General features: G+C 59.1%; 14 protein-coding genes and 1 pseudogene. 5 read left to right on the top strand and 10 right to left on the bottom strand.

Translation table 11 applies throughout. From position 1 onward, the window contains the following. Positions 1–24: 24 nt before the first annotated feature. The 3 genes from ACZ1HA_RS02150 to ACZ1HA_RS02140 are packed head-to-tail and all read right to left on the bottom strand — an operon-like array spanning position 25 to position 3,135. The gene (locus ACZ1HA_RS02150) at positions 25–1,284 is read right to left on the bottom strand and encodes an ABC transporter substrate-binding protein (RefSeq protein ID WP_472712678.1); all 1,260 of its coding nucleotides are present in this window, start codon (positions 1,282–1,284) and stop codon (positions 25–27) included. Positions 1,285–1,330: 46 nt separating this feature from the next. After that, positions 1,331–2,362 carry an ABC transporter ATP-binding protein gene (locus tag ACZ1HA_RS02145; RefSeq protein WP_375228544.1) on the bottom strand — a complete coding sequence of 344 codons (1,032 nt, stop codon included), beginning with the start codon at positions 2,360–2,362 and terminating at the stop codon, positions 1,331–1,333. Next, complete coding sequence (locus tag ACZ1HA_RS02140) at positions 2,359–3,135, bottom strand: DeoR/GlpR family DNA-binding transcription regulator (RefSeq protein WP_375228545.1); 777 nt, start codon at positions 3,133–3,135, stop codon at positions 2,359–2,361. The genes ACZ1HA_RS02145 and ACZ1HA_RS02140 overlap by 4 nt, the downstream gene beginning before the upstream one ends. A gap of 231 nt (positions 3,136–3,366) precedes the next feature. Between ACZ1HA_RS02140 and ACZ1HA_RS02135 the strand changes: the two genes are divergently transcribed. From ACZ1HA_RS02135 to ACZ1HA_RS02115, 5 genes and pseudogenes are all read left to right on the top strand, one after another. Continuing rightward, the gene (locus tag ACZ1HA_RS02135) at positions 3,367–4,251 is read left to right on the top strand and encodes an HAD-IIA family hydrolase (protein WP_436397676.1); all 885 of its coding nucleotides are present in this window, start codon (positions 3,367–3,369) and stop codon (positions 4,249–4,251) included. Between the two features lie 235 nt (positions 4,252–4,486). Further along, complete coding sequence (locus ACZ1HA_RS02130; protein ID WP_472712677.1) at positions 4,487–5,512, top strand: ABC transporter substrate-binding protein; 1,026 nt, start codon at positions 4,487–4,489, stop codon at positions 5,510–5,512. Between the two features lie 4 nt (positions 5,513–5,516). After that, positions 5,517–7,732: pseudogene (locus ACZ1HA_RS02125) on the top strand (ABC transporter permease). Continuing rightward, positions 7,729–8,802 carry an ABC transporter ATP-binding protein gene (locus ACZ1HA_RS02120; protein ID WP_472712676.1) on the top strand — a complete coding sequence of 358 codons (1,074 nt, stop codon included), beginning with the start codon at positions 7,729–7,731 and terminating at the stop codon, positions 8,800–8,802. The pseudogene ACZ1HA_RS02125 and the gene ACZ1HA_RS02120 overlap by 4 nt, the downstream one beginning before the upstream one ends. After that, positions 8,799–9,371 carry a histidine phosphatase family protein gene (locus ACZ1HA_RS02115; RefSeq protein ID WP_472712675.1) on the top strand — a complete coding sequence of 191 codons (573 nt, stop codon included), beginning with the start codon at positions 8,799–8,801 and terminating at the stop codon, positions 9,369–9,371. Before ACZ1HA_RS02120 ends, ACZ1HA_RS02115 begins: the two co-directional genes overlap by 4 nt. A 5-nt stretch (positions 9,372–9,376) precedes the next feature. Here the strand turns inward: ACZ1HA_RS02115 and ACZ1HA_RS02110 are convergent, their stop codons facing one another. The 7 genes from ACZ1HA_RS02110 to ACZ1HA_RS02080 all read right to left on the bottom strand — a co-directional run bounded on the left by ACZ1HA_RS02110 (position 9,377) and on the right by ACZ1HA_RS02080 (position 17,196). Next, the gene (locus tag ACZ1HA_RS02110) at positions 9,377–10,174 is read right to left on the bottom strand and encodes an inositol monophosphatase family protein (RefSeq protein ID WP_472712674.1); all 798 of its coding nucleotides are present in this window, start codon (positions 10,172–10,174) and stop codon (positions 9,377–9,379) included. Positions 10,175–10,254: 80 nt separating this feature from the next. Then, entirely contained in the window at positions 10,255–11,460 is a 1,206-nt protein-coding gene (locus ACZ1HA_RS02105) for an alpha-D-ribose 1-methylphosphonate 5-triphosphate diphosphatase (protein WP_472712673.1), read from the bottom strand. 249 nt (positions 11,461–11,709) lie between these two features. Further along, positions 11,710–13,428 (bottom strand): flotillin family protein, encoded by a 1,719-nt coding sequence (locus ACZ1HA_RS02100; protein WP_436397679.1) that lies wholly within the window; start codon positions 13,426–13,428, stop codon positions 11,710–11,712. Positions 13,429–13,481: 53 nt separating this feature from the next. Continuing rightward, positions 13,482–14,210 (bottom strand): OB-fold-containig protein, encoded by a 729-nt coding sequence (locus ACZ1HA_RS02095; protein WP_472712672.1) that lies wholly within the window; start codon positions 14,208–14,210, stop codon positions 13,482–13,484. Positions 14,211–14,491: 281 nt separating this feature from the next. Then, positions 14,492–15,340: an enoyl-CoA hydratase/isomerase family protein gene (locus tag ACZ1HA_RS02090; RefSeq protein WP_472712671.1), complete on the bottom strand. Its 849-nt coding sequence runs from the start codon at positions 15,338–15,340 to the stop codon at positions 14,492–14,494. Positions 15,341–15,429: 89 nt separating this feature from the next. Further along, positions 15,430–16,218 (bottom strand): SDR family NAD(P)-dependent oxidoreductase, encoded by a 789-nt coding sequence (locus ACZ1HA_RS02085; RefSeq protein WP_472712670.1) that lies wholly within the window; start codon positions 16,216–16,218, stop codon positions 15,430–15,432. 12 nt (positions 16,219–16,230) lie between these two features. Further along, the gene (locus tag ACZ1HA_RS02080; protein WP_472712669.1) at positions 16,231–17,196 is read right to left on the bottom strand and encodes an LLM class oxidoreductase; all 966 of its coding nucleotides are present in this window, start codon (positions 17,194–17,196) and stop codon (positions 16,231–16,233) included. Positions 17,197–17,198: the final 2 nt, after the last annotated feature.

The raw sequence follows: 17,198 nt of genomic DNA, 5'->3' as shown, positions 1-17,198 counted from the left end.
TCCGGACACCCTGGGGAGAGTTCCCTATTGATAGTCGCGCAGAAGGCGGCCGGCAGCAGCCTGAGCTTCTGCCAGAGCATCCTCTGCCGATTTGGAGCCTGTCAGCGCCGCCTGAATGGCATTGTTCAGACCATCGCGGACACGTGCCGTCTCGAAGGTCGAAAACTCCGCCACGGCATTTTCAAGCTGATTGCGGGCGACCAGAGCGGGCGGGAACTCAGCCGTGTAGCTTTGCAGCGCTTCTGTCTCATAGGCTGCCGGGGACACTCCCATATAGCCCGTACGGATCGACCAGGTCGCGGCCTGCTCCGGTGCGGTCATGAATTCGATCAGCTTCAGGGCTGCGGCTTTTTCTTCTGGCGATGTATCTTTGAACACATAGAAGTTCCCGCCCCCGGTGGGCGACCCCTTGCGCACATTTGCAGGCAGTTCCGCCACACCGAAGTCAAAGCTCGCGTTGTTTTTCACTGCTGTCAGATTGCCGGTGGAATGCCACATCATTGCCGTCTGACCTTCGAGGAACGCCTGACGCAGGGTGCCCCATTCAACCGTGCCTTCGGGCATAACACCATGTTCTGCCGACAGTGATTTCCAGAACTCCAGAGTTTCCACGACGGCCGGATCATCGAAATAAGTGGTCAGACCGTCATTGGACATAACCTCCTTGCCGTTTTGGATCGCAAGTGCCTGGAACATCCAGTACGGGTAACCGGTCGACGGGATCATGATTCCATAAGTGTCTTCGTCCGTCAGCGCCTTGCCCATCGAAATCATCTCTTCCCAGTTCGATGGCGGGCTTTCCGGGTCAAGGCCCGCTTCGCGGAACATATCCTTGTTATAATAGGCTACGATCGTGGATCGCTGGAACGGAATGCCCCAGGTCTTTCCCTCAATCTTCCCGTTCGCCATGAGCGCCGGGTAGAAACTGTCCAGCCAGACGGAATCCACACCGTCGATATCGTCGAACGGCACAATCAGGTCCTGTTCGATCAGGTCATAGGCATCGATGGAGAACATCACCGCCAGTTGCGCAGGTTCGCCCGAGGCCAGCGCGGACAGCGCCCGGACGCGGGTGTCATCGTAATTGCCGGAATAGATCGCGTTGACCTTGATGTCAGGGTTTGCCGCTTCAAAGTCAGCGACAATGCCGTCAACGACCTCGGTCAGCGCCCCGCCCACAGCAATAGGATAGTACATTGTCAGTTCGGTCTCTGCCGCTAAAGCAGCTGTCCCGATGGCACCTGCCGATACTGCGGCAATGCCCATTTTCCGTATGTGTTTCATTGTCTTCCTCCCAATTATGCGCGTCGCATTTCAAGTTTCCCGCGGATCAGACCGTCCCGTGTTCCAGCCTCCGGCCGGCAGCGTCAAAAAAGTGCAGGCTCTCATCCGCAAACGATATTTCCATGTCCTGACCTGCCGGGATGTTCTGCAGACCAGGCAGGCTGACAGTCAGACCGGTAGCCGCCGGATGTGACAGGCCGATGAACGTTTCAGATCCCAGAAACTCGCATTCCGAGACCGTGCACTTCAGCCGCCCCGCGCCAGCCCCGGCAACGTTCACGTTTTCGGCCCGCAGACCGATCCGGGCGGCGTCACCAAAGCCGGGAACGGCTTCTGCGTCGATCAGAGCCATCGGTGGCGCTCCGACAAATTCCGCAACGAATGTATTGGCAGGCCGGTAATACAGTTCTTCCGGCGTTCCGGTCTGCTGAATGTGCCCGTCTTTCATCAGCACAACCATATCGGCCATGCTCATGGCTTCGGTCTGGTCATGGGTGACGTAAACAACGGTAATCCCCAGATCGACCTGCAGTTTTTTGATGTCCTTGCGCACAGAAGCACGCAGTTTGGCATCGAGGTTCGACAGCGGTTCATCCATGAGGCACAGCGGCTGATTGGCAACAATAGCGCGGGCCAGTGCCACGCGCTGCCTCTGGCCACCGGACAGTTCTCCGGGCTTGCGTGTTTCGTAACCGGTCAGTCCGGTGATCTCCAGCGCGCGGGCCAGCTTTTCGCGCCGTTCTACAGCACTTACCTTGCGCACTTTCAGCCCGAAAACCACGTTCTCCGCCACGCTGAGATGCGGGAAAAGAGCGTAGGACTGAAAGACCATGGACAGGTTGCGTTCGGACGGCGCTGCCGTCGTTACATCGCGCCCGTCAATTGTAATTGTTCCCTCGTCGGGCAATTCGAGCCCGGACAAAAGCCGCAGCGTCGTGGACTTCCCGCAGCCGGACGGCCCCAGCAGCGCCACAAAGGCGCCCCTCGGGATGCTCAGCGAGATGTCCTCCACACCAAGCTGGCCATTCCAGCGTTTAGCCACGCCGTCTACCCGTACAAATGCCTCAGAACCGGTCATTCTTTCCCCTCGGCAAAAACCACCCGGTCGCCCAGCGCTTCGAAAATCTGATCGAAAGCTTCCGGCGGCGACCGGTCACAAACCACCCTGTCCACAGTCGTGATTGACGTGCCTGCAGCCGGAGCCAGACGACCGAATTTGCTGCGGTCAATCACCAGGATCGACGTCTGTGCATTTGCCCGCATCCGTTCAGACGCCCGCACTTCGGATGAATGAAATTCCAGCAGCCTGCCGTCCTCGCCGACACCCGCCGTCCCGAAGACCGCAAACTCAGCCCGGAATCGCCCGAAGAACTCCACCACTTCGTCGCCGATGAAATCACGGTCCGGCAGGCGCAGCTCACCACCAGGCAGGATAATCCGGTTGGACACCTCCTCGCTCAGCGCCATCGCAGCGCTCAGGTTGTTGGTGATCACGGTCAGTTCTTTGCGAAAACGCAGGGCACGGGCGACACTGAGCGCTGTGGAACCGATGGAAATAAACAGCGTGGCACCATCCGGGATCATCGCCGCGGCTTCCTCTGCAATCGCCCGCTTACCGGTCAGGTTCGTTCCTGCCCGCTGATCGAACGGCGTGTTCAGCCGGTCCTCGGCCAGTTCTATGCGACCGTGGCGTCGCCGAAGCGTTTCTCCGTCGCATAAAAGGTCAACATCCCGGCGTATGGTCTGCATCGAAACACCGAGCATTTCCGCGAGAGATCCGACGCTTGCGCCTCCCCGCTCCTGAACGACCTGAAGGATCAGATCGCGCCGTTTGATCGTCTTTGACGCCATAACATCCCCGTGACTCACCGGAAACTATACAAAGTCAAAACAACAAAACAACAAAAAATCCGCAGCAATCGACCATTGTTACGGAATAGCTCTCAAAATAGGGTTCTCTAGGGTCGCAAATGCCTTCAATTTCGTGGCTTTGTTGTTTTCCTTTCTTTTTGCCGCTGTGGGCTTTACGTTTCACGGAACCGGCAGCAAAACGTGTGCCGTACCGAGCATCCGGCGGAGCCCATGGAAGACGCAGTCAGTATTTTCGAGCGCTATCAGTCGGTCCGTCACCGGCTCCCAGGCGCAGTTTTTGACACAGGGACCACACGCATTTCGTCGCTGATGGAAATTTCGGACGCCGCGGAGGCTTTCGTTTTTGATGCATTCGGCGTGCTGAACGTTGGTGAGACTCCGATCCCCGGCGCCGCAGAGCGTCTGGATCAGCTGCGTGCCGCAGGCCGGCAAATCCGCATTCTGTCAAATGCAGCAAGCTACAATCATGATGCAGCAACCGAAAAGTTCCGCAGGCTCGGTGTGAAAATCGAACCGCATGAGATCATCACCAGCAGGGATGCGGCGCTACAGGCGCTGGATCAAAGGCTCTGGGGATGCATCGCCGCCCCTGGGGATGACCTCTCTGATATTCCTGCAGAAACCCTGAAACTTGCCGATGACCCGGCTGGCTTTGACGACGCGGAGGGTTTTCTCTTCCTGTCGGCAGCGGCATGGACCTCGAAACAGCAGAGCATTCTGACCGCGACCCTGCAAAACCGCGCAAGGCCGGTTATCATTGCCAATGCCGACGTCGCAGCTCCACGCGATCACGGATTCTCTCTTGAGCCCGGACACTTCGGACACCTGCTGTCCGACAACGGGCTGGAGAGCATCCGGTTCTTCGGAAAGCCCTTTCCTGAAGTATTTCAGATGGTCGAACGCGCGCTGCCGGGCATTGCAAGCGACCGGATCGTTATGTGTGGCGATACACTGCATACGGACATCCTTGGCGCGGCGGCGCGCGGGTGGCGTACTGTTCTTGTAGAACGCGACGGTATGTTCTCCGGCGTGGATGCCGGAGCCTATGCGGAAAAGTCCTCGCTGGTCCCGACCTGGCGGCTGCAGCGGATCTGAAACCTGAACGCGCCGGTACCTCTCTGGACAGCGAATCTGGTGCAGCCTTTCCGCAACCATGCGATTTTTCTTGCAGAAATGCCGGCACAGTGTTGTGATCATCAGGTCACATGGGGGGATGACGCAGCCAGAGGGCAGCGCAAATAATCAGGCAACACAGACCTGCACCCGTTCCGTGCGACAGCATGACGGAAACTGCCCCGCGCGGTATCCGACACAATTGGGAGGAAATACATTGGAAAAACTTACGACCACACTGGCGGGATCGGTGATCGCTCTGACGGCGTCTCTGAGCGCTGCGCAGGCCGACAAACTGACGCTCTATTGCTCTGCTCAGGAAGACTGGTGCCAGCTCATGGCGCGCAGCTTTGAGGATGCGACGGGCATCGACGTCAACATGACCCGCAAATCCTCGGGTGAGACTTTTGCCCAGATCCGCGCTGAAAGCTCGAACCCGAAAGGTGACGTGTGGTGGGGCGGCACCGGAGATCCGCACCTTCAGGCCGCAGAAGAAGGCCTGACGATGGAATACGTATCGCCGATGCGTGATCAGCTGCACGACTGGGCGATCAGCCAGGCTGAAAGTGCTGGCAACAAGACCATCGGGATCTATTCCGGCGCGCTTGGCTATGGCTACAACTCAGATCTTCTGGCGGCAAACAACCTGCCGGAGCCTGCCTGCTGGAAAGATCTGCTTAAGCCTGAGTACAAAGGGCACGTGCAGATGGCGAACCCGAATTCCTCCGGCACGGCTTACACCACCTTGGCTTCCATGGTTCAGATCTTCGGCGAAGACGAAGGTTTTGAGTTCATGAAAGGCCTGCACACCAACATCAACCAGTACACCAAATCGGGGTCCGCGCCGATCAAGGCCGCCGGCCGTGGTGAAAACACCATCGGCATCGTGTTTATGCATGACGCTGTGAAACAGGCTGTATCCGGGTTTCCGGTCAAGGTCGTGGCACCCTGTGAAGGTACCGGCTACGAAATCGGTTCCATGTCCATCATTGAAGGCGCACGCAACGAGGACGAAGCCAAGAAGTTCTATGACTGGGCCCTGAGCACGGATGCTCAGAACCTGGCTCTTGAGGTTAATGCGTTCCAGGTTCCGTCCAATACCGCTGCCGAGACATCGGGTTCAGCACCTGATATGAGCCAGATCAAGCTGATCGACTACGACTTCAAGAAGTACGGCTCTTCTGATGAGCGCAAGCGGCTGCTGCAGAAGTGGGATGAAGAAGTATCCGTTCTACCTCAGTAAGTAAGTGACTGATAAAGATACAAAAACGACCCATCCGGTTCTGATCTTCTGGATCATTGCCGGGTGGGCCGGCTACTGTCTTCTGCCATGGTATATGGTCGAGGACGGGCTTTGGTCGTTTGCCTGGCTGGCAGATGGCTATCCTTTTGATGAGGATTACGCGCCCGCCGCCTTTCTGATCGGACAGGCCGAAAAGCTCTGGCTGGCCCCCCTGCTCATACCGCTTGCGCTGCCGCTGCTGGCTCTTAGCCGGCCAAAGTCCGATCCGATGTATGCCCGCATTCTGATCCTGGCCGGCGCGCTTGGGTTCGGCTGGCTCATCGCACAGGGCTTCTCAATCGGCATTCGCGGGTTCAGTTTCGACTGGCTGAAAGCACTCTTCGGAGAGCCCAAAATCCGGCAGTTCGGTATGGGCTACGGCGCAATGATCTGCGCCTCCGCCTTTTTATTTCTGCTGACGCAGGGTGTCGCTGCACGCGGGGCTATCAACGGCGATGTCTTTGTGGTCAGCGCCATCGGCGGCGTCATAACGATTGTCACCGCCTTCGTATTCTTCCCGATTGCCAAGATGCTGTTTGCGGCATTCGTAACCGAAGACGGAGCCTATTCCGCTTCGGTGTTTGCTTCAAAGTTCTTTGACGACCGGCTGTGGGGACTTGGGTGCTTCCGGGGTGCCGGTGCGGCGCGGCCTGGAACTCACTCTTTCTGGCCGTCATGGTCGGGTTCATCACAACCGTGCTCGGGCTGTGTTTTGCGCTGGTCGTGACCCGCTCGGGCTTCCGTTTTAAACGCGGGATGCGCGCGCTGACCGTGCTGCCCATCATCACGCCGCCCTTTGTGATCGGGCTGGCACTGATCCTGCTGTTTGGCCTTTCCGGGTCCGTCACCGTTTTCTTTTCTGAACTCTTCGGCGTGCAGCCGACGCGCTGGCTGTACGGAATGCCGGGCGTCCTGATCGCTCAGACACTGGCGTTCACCCCCATCGCCTTTCTGGTTCTGATCGGCGTAGTCGAAGGCGTGTCCCCTTCAATGGAGGAAGCGGCACAGACACTGCGCGCCAGCAGGTGGCAGACCTTCCGCACCGTGTCTTTGCCGCTTATGCGTCCGGGCCTTGCCAATGCGTTCCTGCTTGGGTTCATCGAGTCGATGGCAGATTTTGGCAACCCGCTGGTGCTGGGCGGCAATTTCGACGTACTGTCGACCGAGATTTTCTTTGCCATTGTGGGGGCACAATACGATCAGGGCCGGGCTGCCGTCCTTGCTATGGTACTGCTGTTCTTCACGCTCTCAGCCTTTTACGCCCAGCGCGCCTGGCTGGGTAAGAAAAGCTATACGACCGTGTCCGGAAAGGGGGACGCGGGTGTGCATCCGCTGATGCCCGGCGCTCTTGCCATTCCGGTGCTGACCATTGCCCTGATCTGGGCACTTTTCACCGCGGTGGTTTACGGAATGATCATCTACGGCAGTATCGTGGAGCTTTGGGGCGTCAACAATTCACTGACGCTGAAACACTATGTCACGGCCTTTTCTGTGCGGTTCGAAGAAGAGGGTATCCGGTGGACAGGCGCTGCCTGGGACAGCTTCTGGACCACGATCACCATTGCGGCCATTGCGGCACCACTGACGGCGGCTGTGGGGCTGGTTACGGCCTATCTGCTTACCCGGCAGAGCTTTGCCGGAAAGAACGCCTTTGAGTTCGGCACAATGCTGTCCTTTGCCATTCCCGGCACCGTCATCGGCGTGAGCTACATCCTGGCGTTCAACGTCCCCCCGATTGAGATCACCGGGACAGGCGCGATCCTCGTGGTCAGTTTTATCTTCCGCAACATGCCCGTCGGAGTGCGTGCGGGCATCGCATCCATGTCGCAGCTGGACAAATCCCTGGACGAGTCGTCGCTCACACTGGGCGCCAACTCATGGCAGACCTTCCGGCGTATTATCCTGCCATTGCTGCGACCGGCCATTCTGGCAGCCCTCGTGTACAGCTTTGTGCGCGCCATGACCGCGATTTCGGCGGTGATCTTTCTGGTCTCGGCCGAATACGACATGGCGACCAGCTACATCATCGGCCGCGTTGAGAACAACGACTACGGCCTCGCCATTGCCTATTCGACGACGCTGATCTTTGTGATGCTCGCCGCCGTCGGGCTACTGCAATTCCTTGTGGGCCGCGTTCAGATCGGGCGGCGCACACAAACCGGGACAGAGAAAACGACATGACCGAACCAAAGATCGCCAGCAAAGCGGCACCCGTGCGTTTCGAGGGTGTCTCGAAGGTCTTTGGCAGGGACGTCACAGCAGTCGACAACATCGACCTGCATGTCGAAGCAGGCAAGCTGGTGACTTTGCTTGGCCCCTCGGGTTGCGGCAAGACCACCACGCTGCGGATGATTGCCGGTCTTGAAATGGCATCGTCGGGCAGGATCATGATCGGTGACCGCGATGTGACCCGCCTGCCTGCAACAGACCGGGACGTGTCGATGGTGTTCCAGTCCTACGCGCTGTTCCCGCATATGAGCGTTCTGGAGAACGTGATGTACGGGCTGACGTTTTCCGGGTTCGACAAAAATGAATCGCGGACACGCGCCCTGCATGGGCTGGACCTCGTTGGTCTGAAGGGTTTCGACAACCGCCTGCCCAGCGAGCTGTCAGGCGGTCAGCAACAGCGTGTCGCTGTGGCACGTGCTCTTGTGCTGGAACCGCAGGTACTGCTCTTTGACGAGCCATTGTCGAACCTTGATGCCAAGCTGCGACGCCAGGTGCGCGAGGATATCCGCGCCATTCAACAGGATCTGGGCCTGACCGTCGTCTATGTGACGCACGATCAGGAAGAAGCGCTTGCCGTTTCCGACGAAATCGTTGTGATGCGCAACGCAGGCATTGCCCAGATCGGCACGCCACGCCAGCTTTATGACGCACCCATTGACCGGTTCGTCGCGGATTTCATCGGTGAAGCAAACCTGATCAGCTGCACCATTATTTCTGTCGAAGCGGATGTGGCCACTGTCGAAATCGAAGGATACCGTCACAGCCTGCCATCCCGCGGGATGCCGCCCGGACCGGCCACCCTCGCCGTCAGACCATCGCGCATCATGATCGGCCCGGACACCGGGATCGCCGCAACAGTTGCAAAGGCGACGTATGTCGGCGTCCGCATGGAATACACGCTGACGGGCGATTTCGGGCAGGTCTTTGCCGTCCAAGACGACGTGGACGAACCGCTCGAGACCGGCGCGCAGGTGCGCATGTCCTTTGCAGCGCGCGGCCCTGTCCTGTTGCCGGAAGGATGACCAACGGCAGGCTGATCATCATTTCCCACCCTGAAGTCGTTGTCTCACCGGACGTCCCGATCACAGAATGGGGCCTCAGCGAGACGGGGCGCTTGCGCGCAGAGATTTTTGCATCCAGTGCAACAATGTCCGGCGTCCGGGCGATTTGGTCCAGCACGGAACGCAAGGCCCTGAACACGGCTGAAATCCTGGCGGAACGCGCTTCATGCAGCGTCAGAACGCATGAGGCACTTGGCGAAAACGACCGCAGTGCGACGGGGTTCCTGCCACCTGATCAGTTTGAAGCGGCGGCAGACGCGTTCTTTGCCGAACCTGAAACCAGTTTCCGTGGCTGGGAAACTGCGCAGGCTGCGCAAGGCCGAATTGTGGAAACTGTCCGGTCGGTTGTCGCGCAACACAACGGCGGCGGCCTTGCGATCGTCACCCACGGCGCTGTCGGAACACTGCTCTGGTGCCATCTGTCCGGTCAGGAGATCAGCCGTCGGTTCGACCAGCCCGGACAGGGCCACTACTGGAGCGCCGATTTGCAAACGCTCCGCCCCGAGCATGGCTGGCGCAGCATAAGCTGATCGCTTCAATGCCGCCAGGCGCCGTCACAGATGTCCACAAGTGAATCGAAAACATCAGGTGTTCCCACGATCACCCGTCCACCGTCAGCAATCATCTCATCTGCATTCTGTGCCTCGATCATGCCACCGGCTTCCTGGACCATCAGCTGGCCCGCAAGGCAATCCCAGGCGTTCATGTGTTCCTCGACATAGCCCAGCAAGCGGCCTGCCGCGACATAAGCGAGCGACAGCGCGCCGCTGGCATTTCGGTGGTAGAGTGAACCGCGTTCAACAAGTGCTGCAATAACCGGGACCACATGCTCGGCATCCACGCGGTTGGAATAGCCGACAGAGACCGTGCCACTGGCCAGATCAACGCCGCTGGCGACCTGCATCGGCCTGCCATTGAGCGCAGCACCCCCGCCGCGCACCGCCGTATATATTTCCCCCACGTTGGGTTCGTGAATGACGCCCAGTTGCGTGGCGCCATCGCTGGCGACCGCCAGAACGATCGTCCATGCAGGAATGCCGTTCACAAAATTCGTCGTACCGTCGATCGGATCAATCACCCAGACAAAGCCACTGGTCCCGGTTCTGGGCGCATGCTCCTCGCCCACAATCCCATCGTCCGGAAATACAGCCGCAATTTTTTCGCGCACGAAGATTTCGACGTTGCGGTCGGCTTCGCTGACCCAGTCCTGCGCACCCTTCTGGTCGACAACAAGGGAGTCGCGGTCGCTGAAGTATCCAAGTGCGACCTCCCCCGCCTCTTTCGCCAGGGCTTCCGCAAATTTGCTCCGTTCCGTGATGCTGTCTGCAGACACTTGCACTCTCCGTTTAGGGTATGATTTCAGATCTAAGCCAAATGTGCCCGCCGCACCACTGATGTCATCGCCTGACAACCTCACCCTGCCGGGAGAGCGCGGAAGGCGCACCGGCCAGCCACCCATGTTCCGAGAACCGAAGGCGCTCCACCTTCGGGCCAGTCAAGCAACACGAGGTCAGCGCGCCTGCCCTGAGTGATCTGGCCACGATCAGTCAGCTTCATCGCCTGAGCAGGACCGTCCGAGACCAGTGACCAGAGCGACAGCCGGTCCGCGCGCCGTTCTTCATCAAGCCGCGCAACCGCCGCCAGCATCGCCGGATAAAAATAATCCGATGCCAGTGCATCACACAGCCCGGCCTCGACCATATCTGCAGCCGCCAGTGACCCGATGTGACTGCCGCCACGTGCCGCATTCGGCGCACCAAAAATGATCGGATCTCCTTCTGCCCGCGCTGCCAGGGCCGCCTCCATCACCATCGGGAACTCCGAAACCGCCGCACCGTGAGCGCGGAAGAAGGCGCGGGTTTCCGCCCGCGTGTCATCGTGGCTGAGCATCGGAGCCCCTGCGGCACGCCCCATCTGTCCGACCCGGGCAATCATGTCCGGCACATCGCTGCGCCTGTCCCATATCCGCGCCAGCAACCTGATGTATGCGTCTTCTTCCAGACCGGAGCGCCGCGCTTTTGCGGCGACCCGCTGTTTCATGCGCGTGTCATCAAGGGATGCGACGGCGAATTCCGGCGAAAATTCGAATGCGCGGTCCTGCACGGAAACGTCAAACGCACGCATGGCCATGGAGGTGTGATCGTTGAAGGCGACCGAAGGCAGCAGCGGTCCGTTCAGCGCCCACTCAATGACTTCAATTGCCTCAAAGGCGAAGGTTTCCCACCGCAACTGCACCCGGTTTTCGACCGTGAGGCGTGGCGCCAGATCACGGATGGCCTGCATGACGGTCCTGCCCCGGGCGACATCGCGCAGCCCCGGCTCCCAGCCCAGTGTGATCGCGTGATAGGCGGTGGCAATGCCGTTGGCCGCCAGCTGGCGGTCGGTGTCAATCGCCGCAGTGTCAGTTGGGAAGAATACACCCGGACGGGGCATCAGCTGGCGCTCAAACGCATCGCCGTGCACGTCGATCAGGGCTGGAGCCACGATCAGTCCGCGCCCGTCGATCACATCACCCTGCAACGGTCCGCCAATGTCAGCGATCTGGCCATCTGCGACCGTGACGCTGGTTTCTGCAATCTCATCCGGCAGAAAAACCTGTGCGCCCTCAATTGTGAACATTCCGGCAATCCTGTGCTGACCTGCCGGATCCGGGCAGGCTAATCTTGCGTGGTTTTCGCCGACACTATCCTGTCAGGTCCACATTCGAAACCGCTGGTTTCTCACGAACCCGAGGACCATCAGAAACCCCTGAACAAAAAAGCCTGCCGGTTCCGGGACCGGCAGGCTGGGTTAAGGGACCGGAGGGTCAGACCGCACCGTCTTTTGGCCGCTCAGACGTATCACGAGACGCCTGCCCAAAAGGACGGATTATTCTGCGGCGGTTGCGGTGCCGTCCTGCTCCGGGCTGGCCAGTTTTGCAGGATCACCACTACTGTCTTCAACAGCGCCCGCGCTTTTCTGTTCGGTGATATCTCCGGCAAGACTGTTTGTCAGACCTGCAACACCATCTTCCATAGAGACGCCCAGATCTTCGCCCAGCTTTTTCAGGGCAGGCATCTGCACGGCCATTCCCATGATGGAATCCAGCGCCTGGTTGATCGGCGCCTTTTCACTGCCACCGGCACCACCGCCAGCACCCGGCAGGCCATTCATACCGCCAAGGTGGTGGATTTTGATGGAATCGATCTTTTCCGCAGGTTTCACCATCTGAGCCACGACCTCAGGCAGCTTCTCCAGACGGGCCAGAGCAACCTTCATATTGACGATTTCCTCGGCAATCGCGTTTTCCGCCTCAACGATCGCGCGCCGGCCTTCTGCCTCAGCAAGCAGGTCGGTTTTTTTGGCTTCCGCTCGGATGGTCAGCGCATCGGCGTCCGCGCGGGCCTCTTCACGGCGCGCTTCTGCACGGTCCTGTGCGGCGTCCTTTTCGGCCTGAGCTGCAAGACGGATGCGCGTTGCTTCCCGTTCCGCTTCCCGTTCCGCTTCGATGAGCGCGATGCTCTTGGTCCGCTCAGCCGTCGCAACAGAACGCGCTGTTTCAATGCTCTCGGATGCCTTTGTCGCTTCGGCACGTGCGGCGTCAGCGGAAGCACTGGCCCGGCTTTCTTCCTCGGACTTCACGGCGATGATAATCTGGCGCTCCTGATCCGCGACTTCCAGTTCACGGTCGCGGGTGATCTCCGCCTCGCGGATCGAGCGTTCGCGCGCAATATCTGCTGCACGGATGGCTTCTTCACGTTTGATCCGCGCCTGCTCTTTTTCGCGCTCCGCATCTTCCTGACGCCGGGCAATCTCTGCCTGCTGCGCTGCCTCCAGGATCGCAATTTCCTGTCGTTGCGCAATGGCGGCCTGCTGCTCGTCCTGATCAATCTTCAGTTTCAGGCGTTCGGCTTCCATGGCAGCACGACGCACAGACACATCTGCATCTGCGTCAATTTCAGCGCGCTCTTTCTTGGACGTCGCGATCACTTCCGCAAGCTTGCGCATACCGACCGCGTTAAAGGCGTTGTTCTCGTCCAGCGCTTCAAAAGGTGTCTGGTCAAGCGCAGTCAGCGAAACGGATTCCAGCTCGAGGCCGTTTTTCAGCAGGTCTTCGGAAACAGCGTTCTGAACCTCTTGAACAAATTCAGCCCGGTTTTCGTGCAGTTCATCCATCGTCATCTGCGCCGCAACGGCGCGCAGGCCATCGACCAGCTTACCTTCGATCAGCTCACGCAACTGGTCCACAAAGAAGGTCCTGTCGCCCAGTGTCTGCGCCGCGCGCCCGATGCCTTCCTCTGTTGCATTGACCGAGACATAGAACTCAACGCCAACGTCAACGCGCATGCGATCTTTGGTGATCAGTGCGCCCTCGTGCGACCGCTGCACCTCAAGACGCAGGGTCTTCATGTTTACCGGGCTGATTTCATGCAACAGCGGGACCACAACCGTACCGCCATCCATGATGACACGTTTGCCACCTGCACCGGTTTTAACCAGGCTGACCTCTCTTGTGGCACGCCGGTAAAGTCGCCCGAGCACGAGGCCCACAAGCACCAGAAATGCAATAACACTTATAACGATAATCAGAATTGAACTGGGTTCCAAAATAACACTCCTTCAGTTGGCGGTTCAGGTATTGTTTGGTTGTCAGAAACGGGTCAGGTGCCCTCATCGAGGGGTACCAGCCGGTAGCCCTCAGTCTGGCGGTGCCTGAGCACGAGAACGGATGTACCGACGGGAATTGCGGCGTCATCCTTGAGCGGTTCACCCCGCAGGTAATGCGTATTCCCGTGACGGTCGGTGACACGCACTTCCGCAGGTTTCCCGCGCTGTGCGGTACCCTGCGTTACCGTGCCGGTCCGGCGTCCAAGATGGCGCCCCGACACCGCGGTGGTTTCGGTTTTGGGCAGCAGGCGCGCAAATAGTGCACTGAAACGACGCGTGAACCACAGCCCGGCAACGGCGGCCGGAACAGCTGCAACAGCCGCGGGTACAGGGCCACCCAGAAGTGTTCCGGCAAACTGTTGGACAATCACACCGGCCAGCCCGAAACCCAGCAAAAGTGCAGCCACCCAGATCATCACCGGAACCCGGCCAAATCCAAGCCACGACGCGGGTCCGACGCCGTCTGCACCTGGTGCGCCGGCGTCATAGTCCGCGTCGATATCAGCAAGTTCCACCTCTGCAAGATCGGCACCGTCGATATCCAGGTCAAAATCGCCGAGGTCGGCAACATCGATATCTACATCGAGATCAGCATCAGCGCCCATGCCCAGAAGCGTGCCACCCAGCAGTGCGAGGACAAGTTCCAGTGTCAAAAGCCCGAACAAAAGGGCGAGCGAAATTGTAAACGGAACATAGGGTTCCGTCAGAAATAGGTCGAACATTATCCGGCCTTATAATTGTGTACTGTGGTATACATTCAATATGGGTGCGCATGTTGTGTGAATCAAGACCCGACAGCAGTCATGACCTATTTCAACAACTTACACGAGAGAATTCTGGCGCGAGTATGGCCGGACCGCGCAGAAATTGCGAATTGCGGCGCTCTGTTCTGAAGGCGCCCCCTGACGCACAGGGCGGACTGCGCGCAGCTTTGCAATCAAAGCAACGGGCGCCGAAAAAACCGGCCGCCACGCGAAGGCAGCGACCGGTTGAAGAATGGGGGTCAGTCGGTGATCTCCTGCACCTTCATCACAAGCTCACTCCAGTTGCGCTGGTTCTCGATATCGTGCTCGAGACCCTGTTCATCCGCGATCGTGAAGCGTTTGACGGCCGGCGTTTTGCTGGTCGCCTGGTAAAGCCAGTATGCTTCTGCTTTCAGGGCATCAGCGATGGGCTTGTCGATGGACTCATACACCATCTGTTTGCAGGCATTGATCGATTCTGCCGGGAACTGCGCAATGCGCTGCGCCAGAGCGTCCACATACGGACCAATTTCATCAGGGTCGAGCGCCCTGTTGATGGTCCCCATCCGTTCTGCGTCGTCTGCGTCATAATCCTGCGCGCTCAGAATGATTTCCAGCGCACGGCCCAGACCGGTTTGCCGTGCCATGCGCGACGCACCGCCTCCACAGGGCAGAATACCCATGCCAACTTCCATCTGCATGAATTTGAATTTTCCGCGCGCCGCGAACCGCATATCCAGCGCGAGCGCCAGTTCATGCCCCCCGCCCCGCGCGAACCCCTCAAGTTTGGCGATGGTGGCCTGCGGCACTTTGCTGATGCGCTCGCAGACTGACTGCAGGTCCAGCAGCTGCGCCTCATCCCGTGATACGGCATCGGTCGACATGTCCTTCAGCAGATCGGTGTCATAGTGGCAGACCCAGATCTCCGGGTTCGCTGATTGAAAAACCACAACTTTTGTCTCACGGTCGCGCTCAAGTCGCATGGCCAGACTGTTCAGATCAGCCAGCATTTCCTGGCCCTGGACGTTCACCGACCCGAAATCGAAGGTCACGGTGGCGATCCCGTTATCGACGGAGACGTCGAATGTCTGGAAGTTTTCATATTTCATCAGGCAGTCCTCTACTGTGCCCCCGGTGGTGTGATCACCGGGGGTGGGTTAAATCTGTTTCGTTGTCTGGTGGTTATTGCCGGGCCGGATCAGCGATGGCTGTCGGCATACTTCCGGATTACCTGCATAACGGCGCTCGCATGCGACGGGTCTGCTGCCGCCGAATGTGGTTCCGCGAAAGCACCGCTGTCGTTGTCGAAATACTGCCCGGTGGCACCTTCAAACCGCGCGCCCGTGGCGGCATCGATCAGAACATCGGCACCAATGCTCAGATCATTGCCCGCGATGCCAAAGCCCTCCTTGACCATATTGGTGGCGAGCAGCGACCCGGGGTTTACGGCAATCATCGCCGGACCATCAGGCAACATGCGCGCCCACTCGCGGGTCCAGATAGTAATAGCCAGTTTGCTCTGAGCGTAAGCATCCATGTCCGAAAGCCGGGCACCACCCGCCATCGCATCCGTGTTCACGGCCGCCTGTGCAGCAGATGACAGGTTCACTACTCGACCCTCCGGCGGCATGACCGGCAACAGAAGTTCCGTCAGAAGGTACGGTGCGAAAGTGTTGACGACAAATCGGATATCAGTGCCATCCGCGAGCACAGGGTCCGGGCTTTTCAGCACTCCCGCATTGTTGATCAGAACATCAAGCCTGTCGTGGTTTTTTCGGATGTCTGCGGCCAGCTGCCGGACAGACGCCATGTCGGAAAGATCAGCAAGATACGTTTCTGTTTGCCCGTCTGTCTGCGCCGCTGCTGCATCGAGTTTCGCCGCATTGCGCCCGTGCAAAAGAACCCGGTGGCCCTGGGCTGCGAGTTTTTCGGCTGTCAGCAAGCCGATGCCGTCCGTCGATCCGGTGATGAGAATGGTACGCGTCATGTCAGGTGTCCTTCAGTGAAATTCGGGCAGCAGTGCGTCGGCAAGCCTTTGCTGCGTCTGTGAGATATCGCCCTGGCTGAACCGCAGATTCAGTGCGACGTGATTAACGCCCAGCGTCTGAAGTTCCTTCAGATACCTGAGCAGAAATCTGCTGCCGGACCGAAACCCAAGGTGCAGCGGCGCCGGGGGCGCGTCGGGATCGTCCAGCAGATCGACATAGAGCGACTGCATCACGGGCTTGTCAGGGGCGCCATGCGCTTTGAGACGCGCGCGGTAGTCCGAAATTACGCGACCCTGCGATGCAGCATCGCGCGGATAGGTCATCCAGCCGTCGCCATTCTGTGCGACCCAATCGGGCGTTTGCTGGCTGCCACCTGTGATCAGAAGCGGCAACCTCGCCCCTGCAGGCTTGGGAAGCAGATCGATGTCGCCTGCGAGCGTGCCCTGCGCACTGCGGTGGCGCGGAAATTCTGAAGCAACAGCGCGGATATATTCGAAACTGTCCCGGAAACGCGCCGCACGATCATGATGGTCCGCGCCCATCGCCGGGTATTCCTCGGGACGGTCGCCTGATGCCACACCGAACAGAAGCCTGCCACCGGAGAGCACGTCGGCCGTCGCAGCGGCCTTTGCAACATGCGCGGGATGGCGCAGGGGAAGAATAACACTGGCTGTGCCAAGGCCGATGTCGTCGGTCGCTGTCGCCAGCGCGCCAAGATACACAAAGGGATCAAAAATCTGCCCCACGTCCCCGAACGCCGGTACATTGAACGGCACATCGCGCAACCACAAAGCTGCAAATCCCAGTGTTTCAGCTGCCCTCGCAGCCTCCAGATGCGCCTTCATTTCCGGCGCCGCACCAACTGCGTAAGTCTCCAGCGGCAGCACCAGACCAATACTCAGCCGGCGTGGCCGAAAGACCCTGTTGTACGCTCGGTTGATCGGCGCAAATGACATTTCGTTTTGCTTATCAAGCATGG

It is taken from the genome of Roseobacter sp. S87, assembly GCF_055693285.1.
The sequence above is the reverse complement of the archived record's forward strand: the minus strand, read 5'-3'. Positions and strand labels throughout refer to the sequence as shown.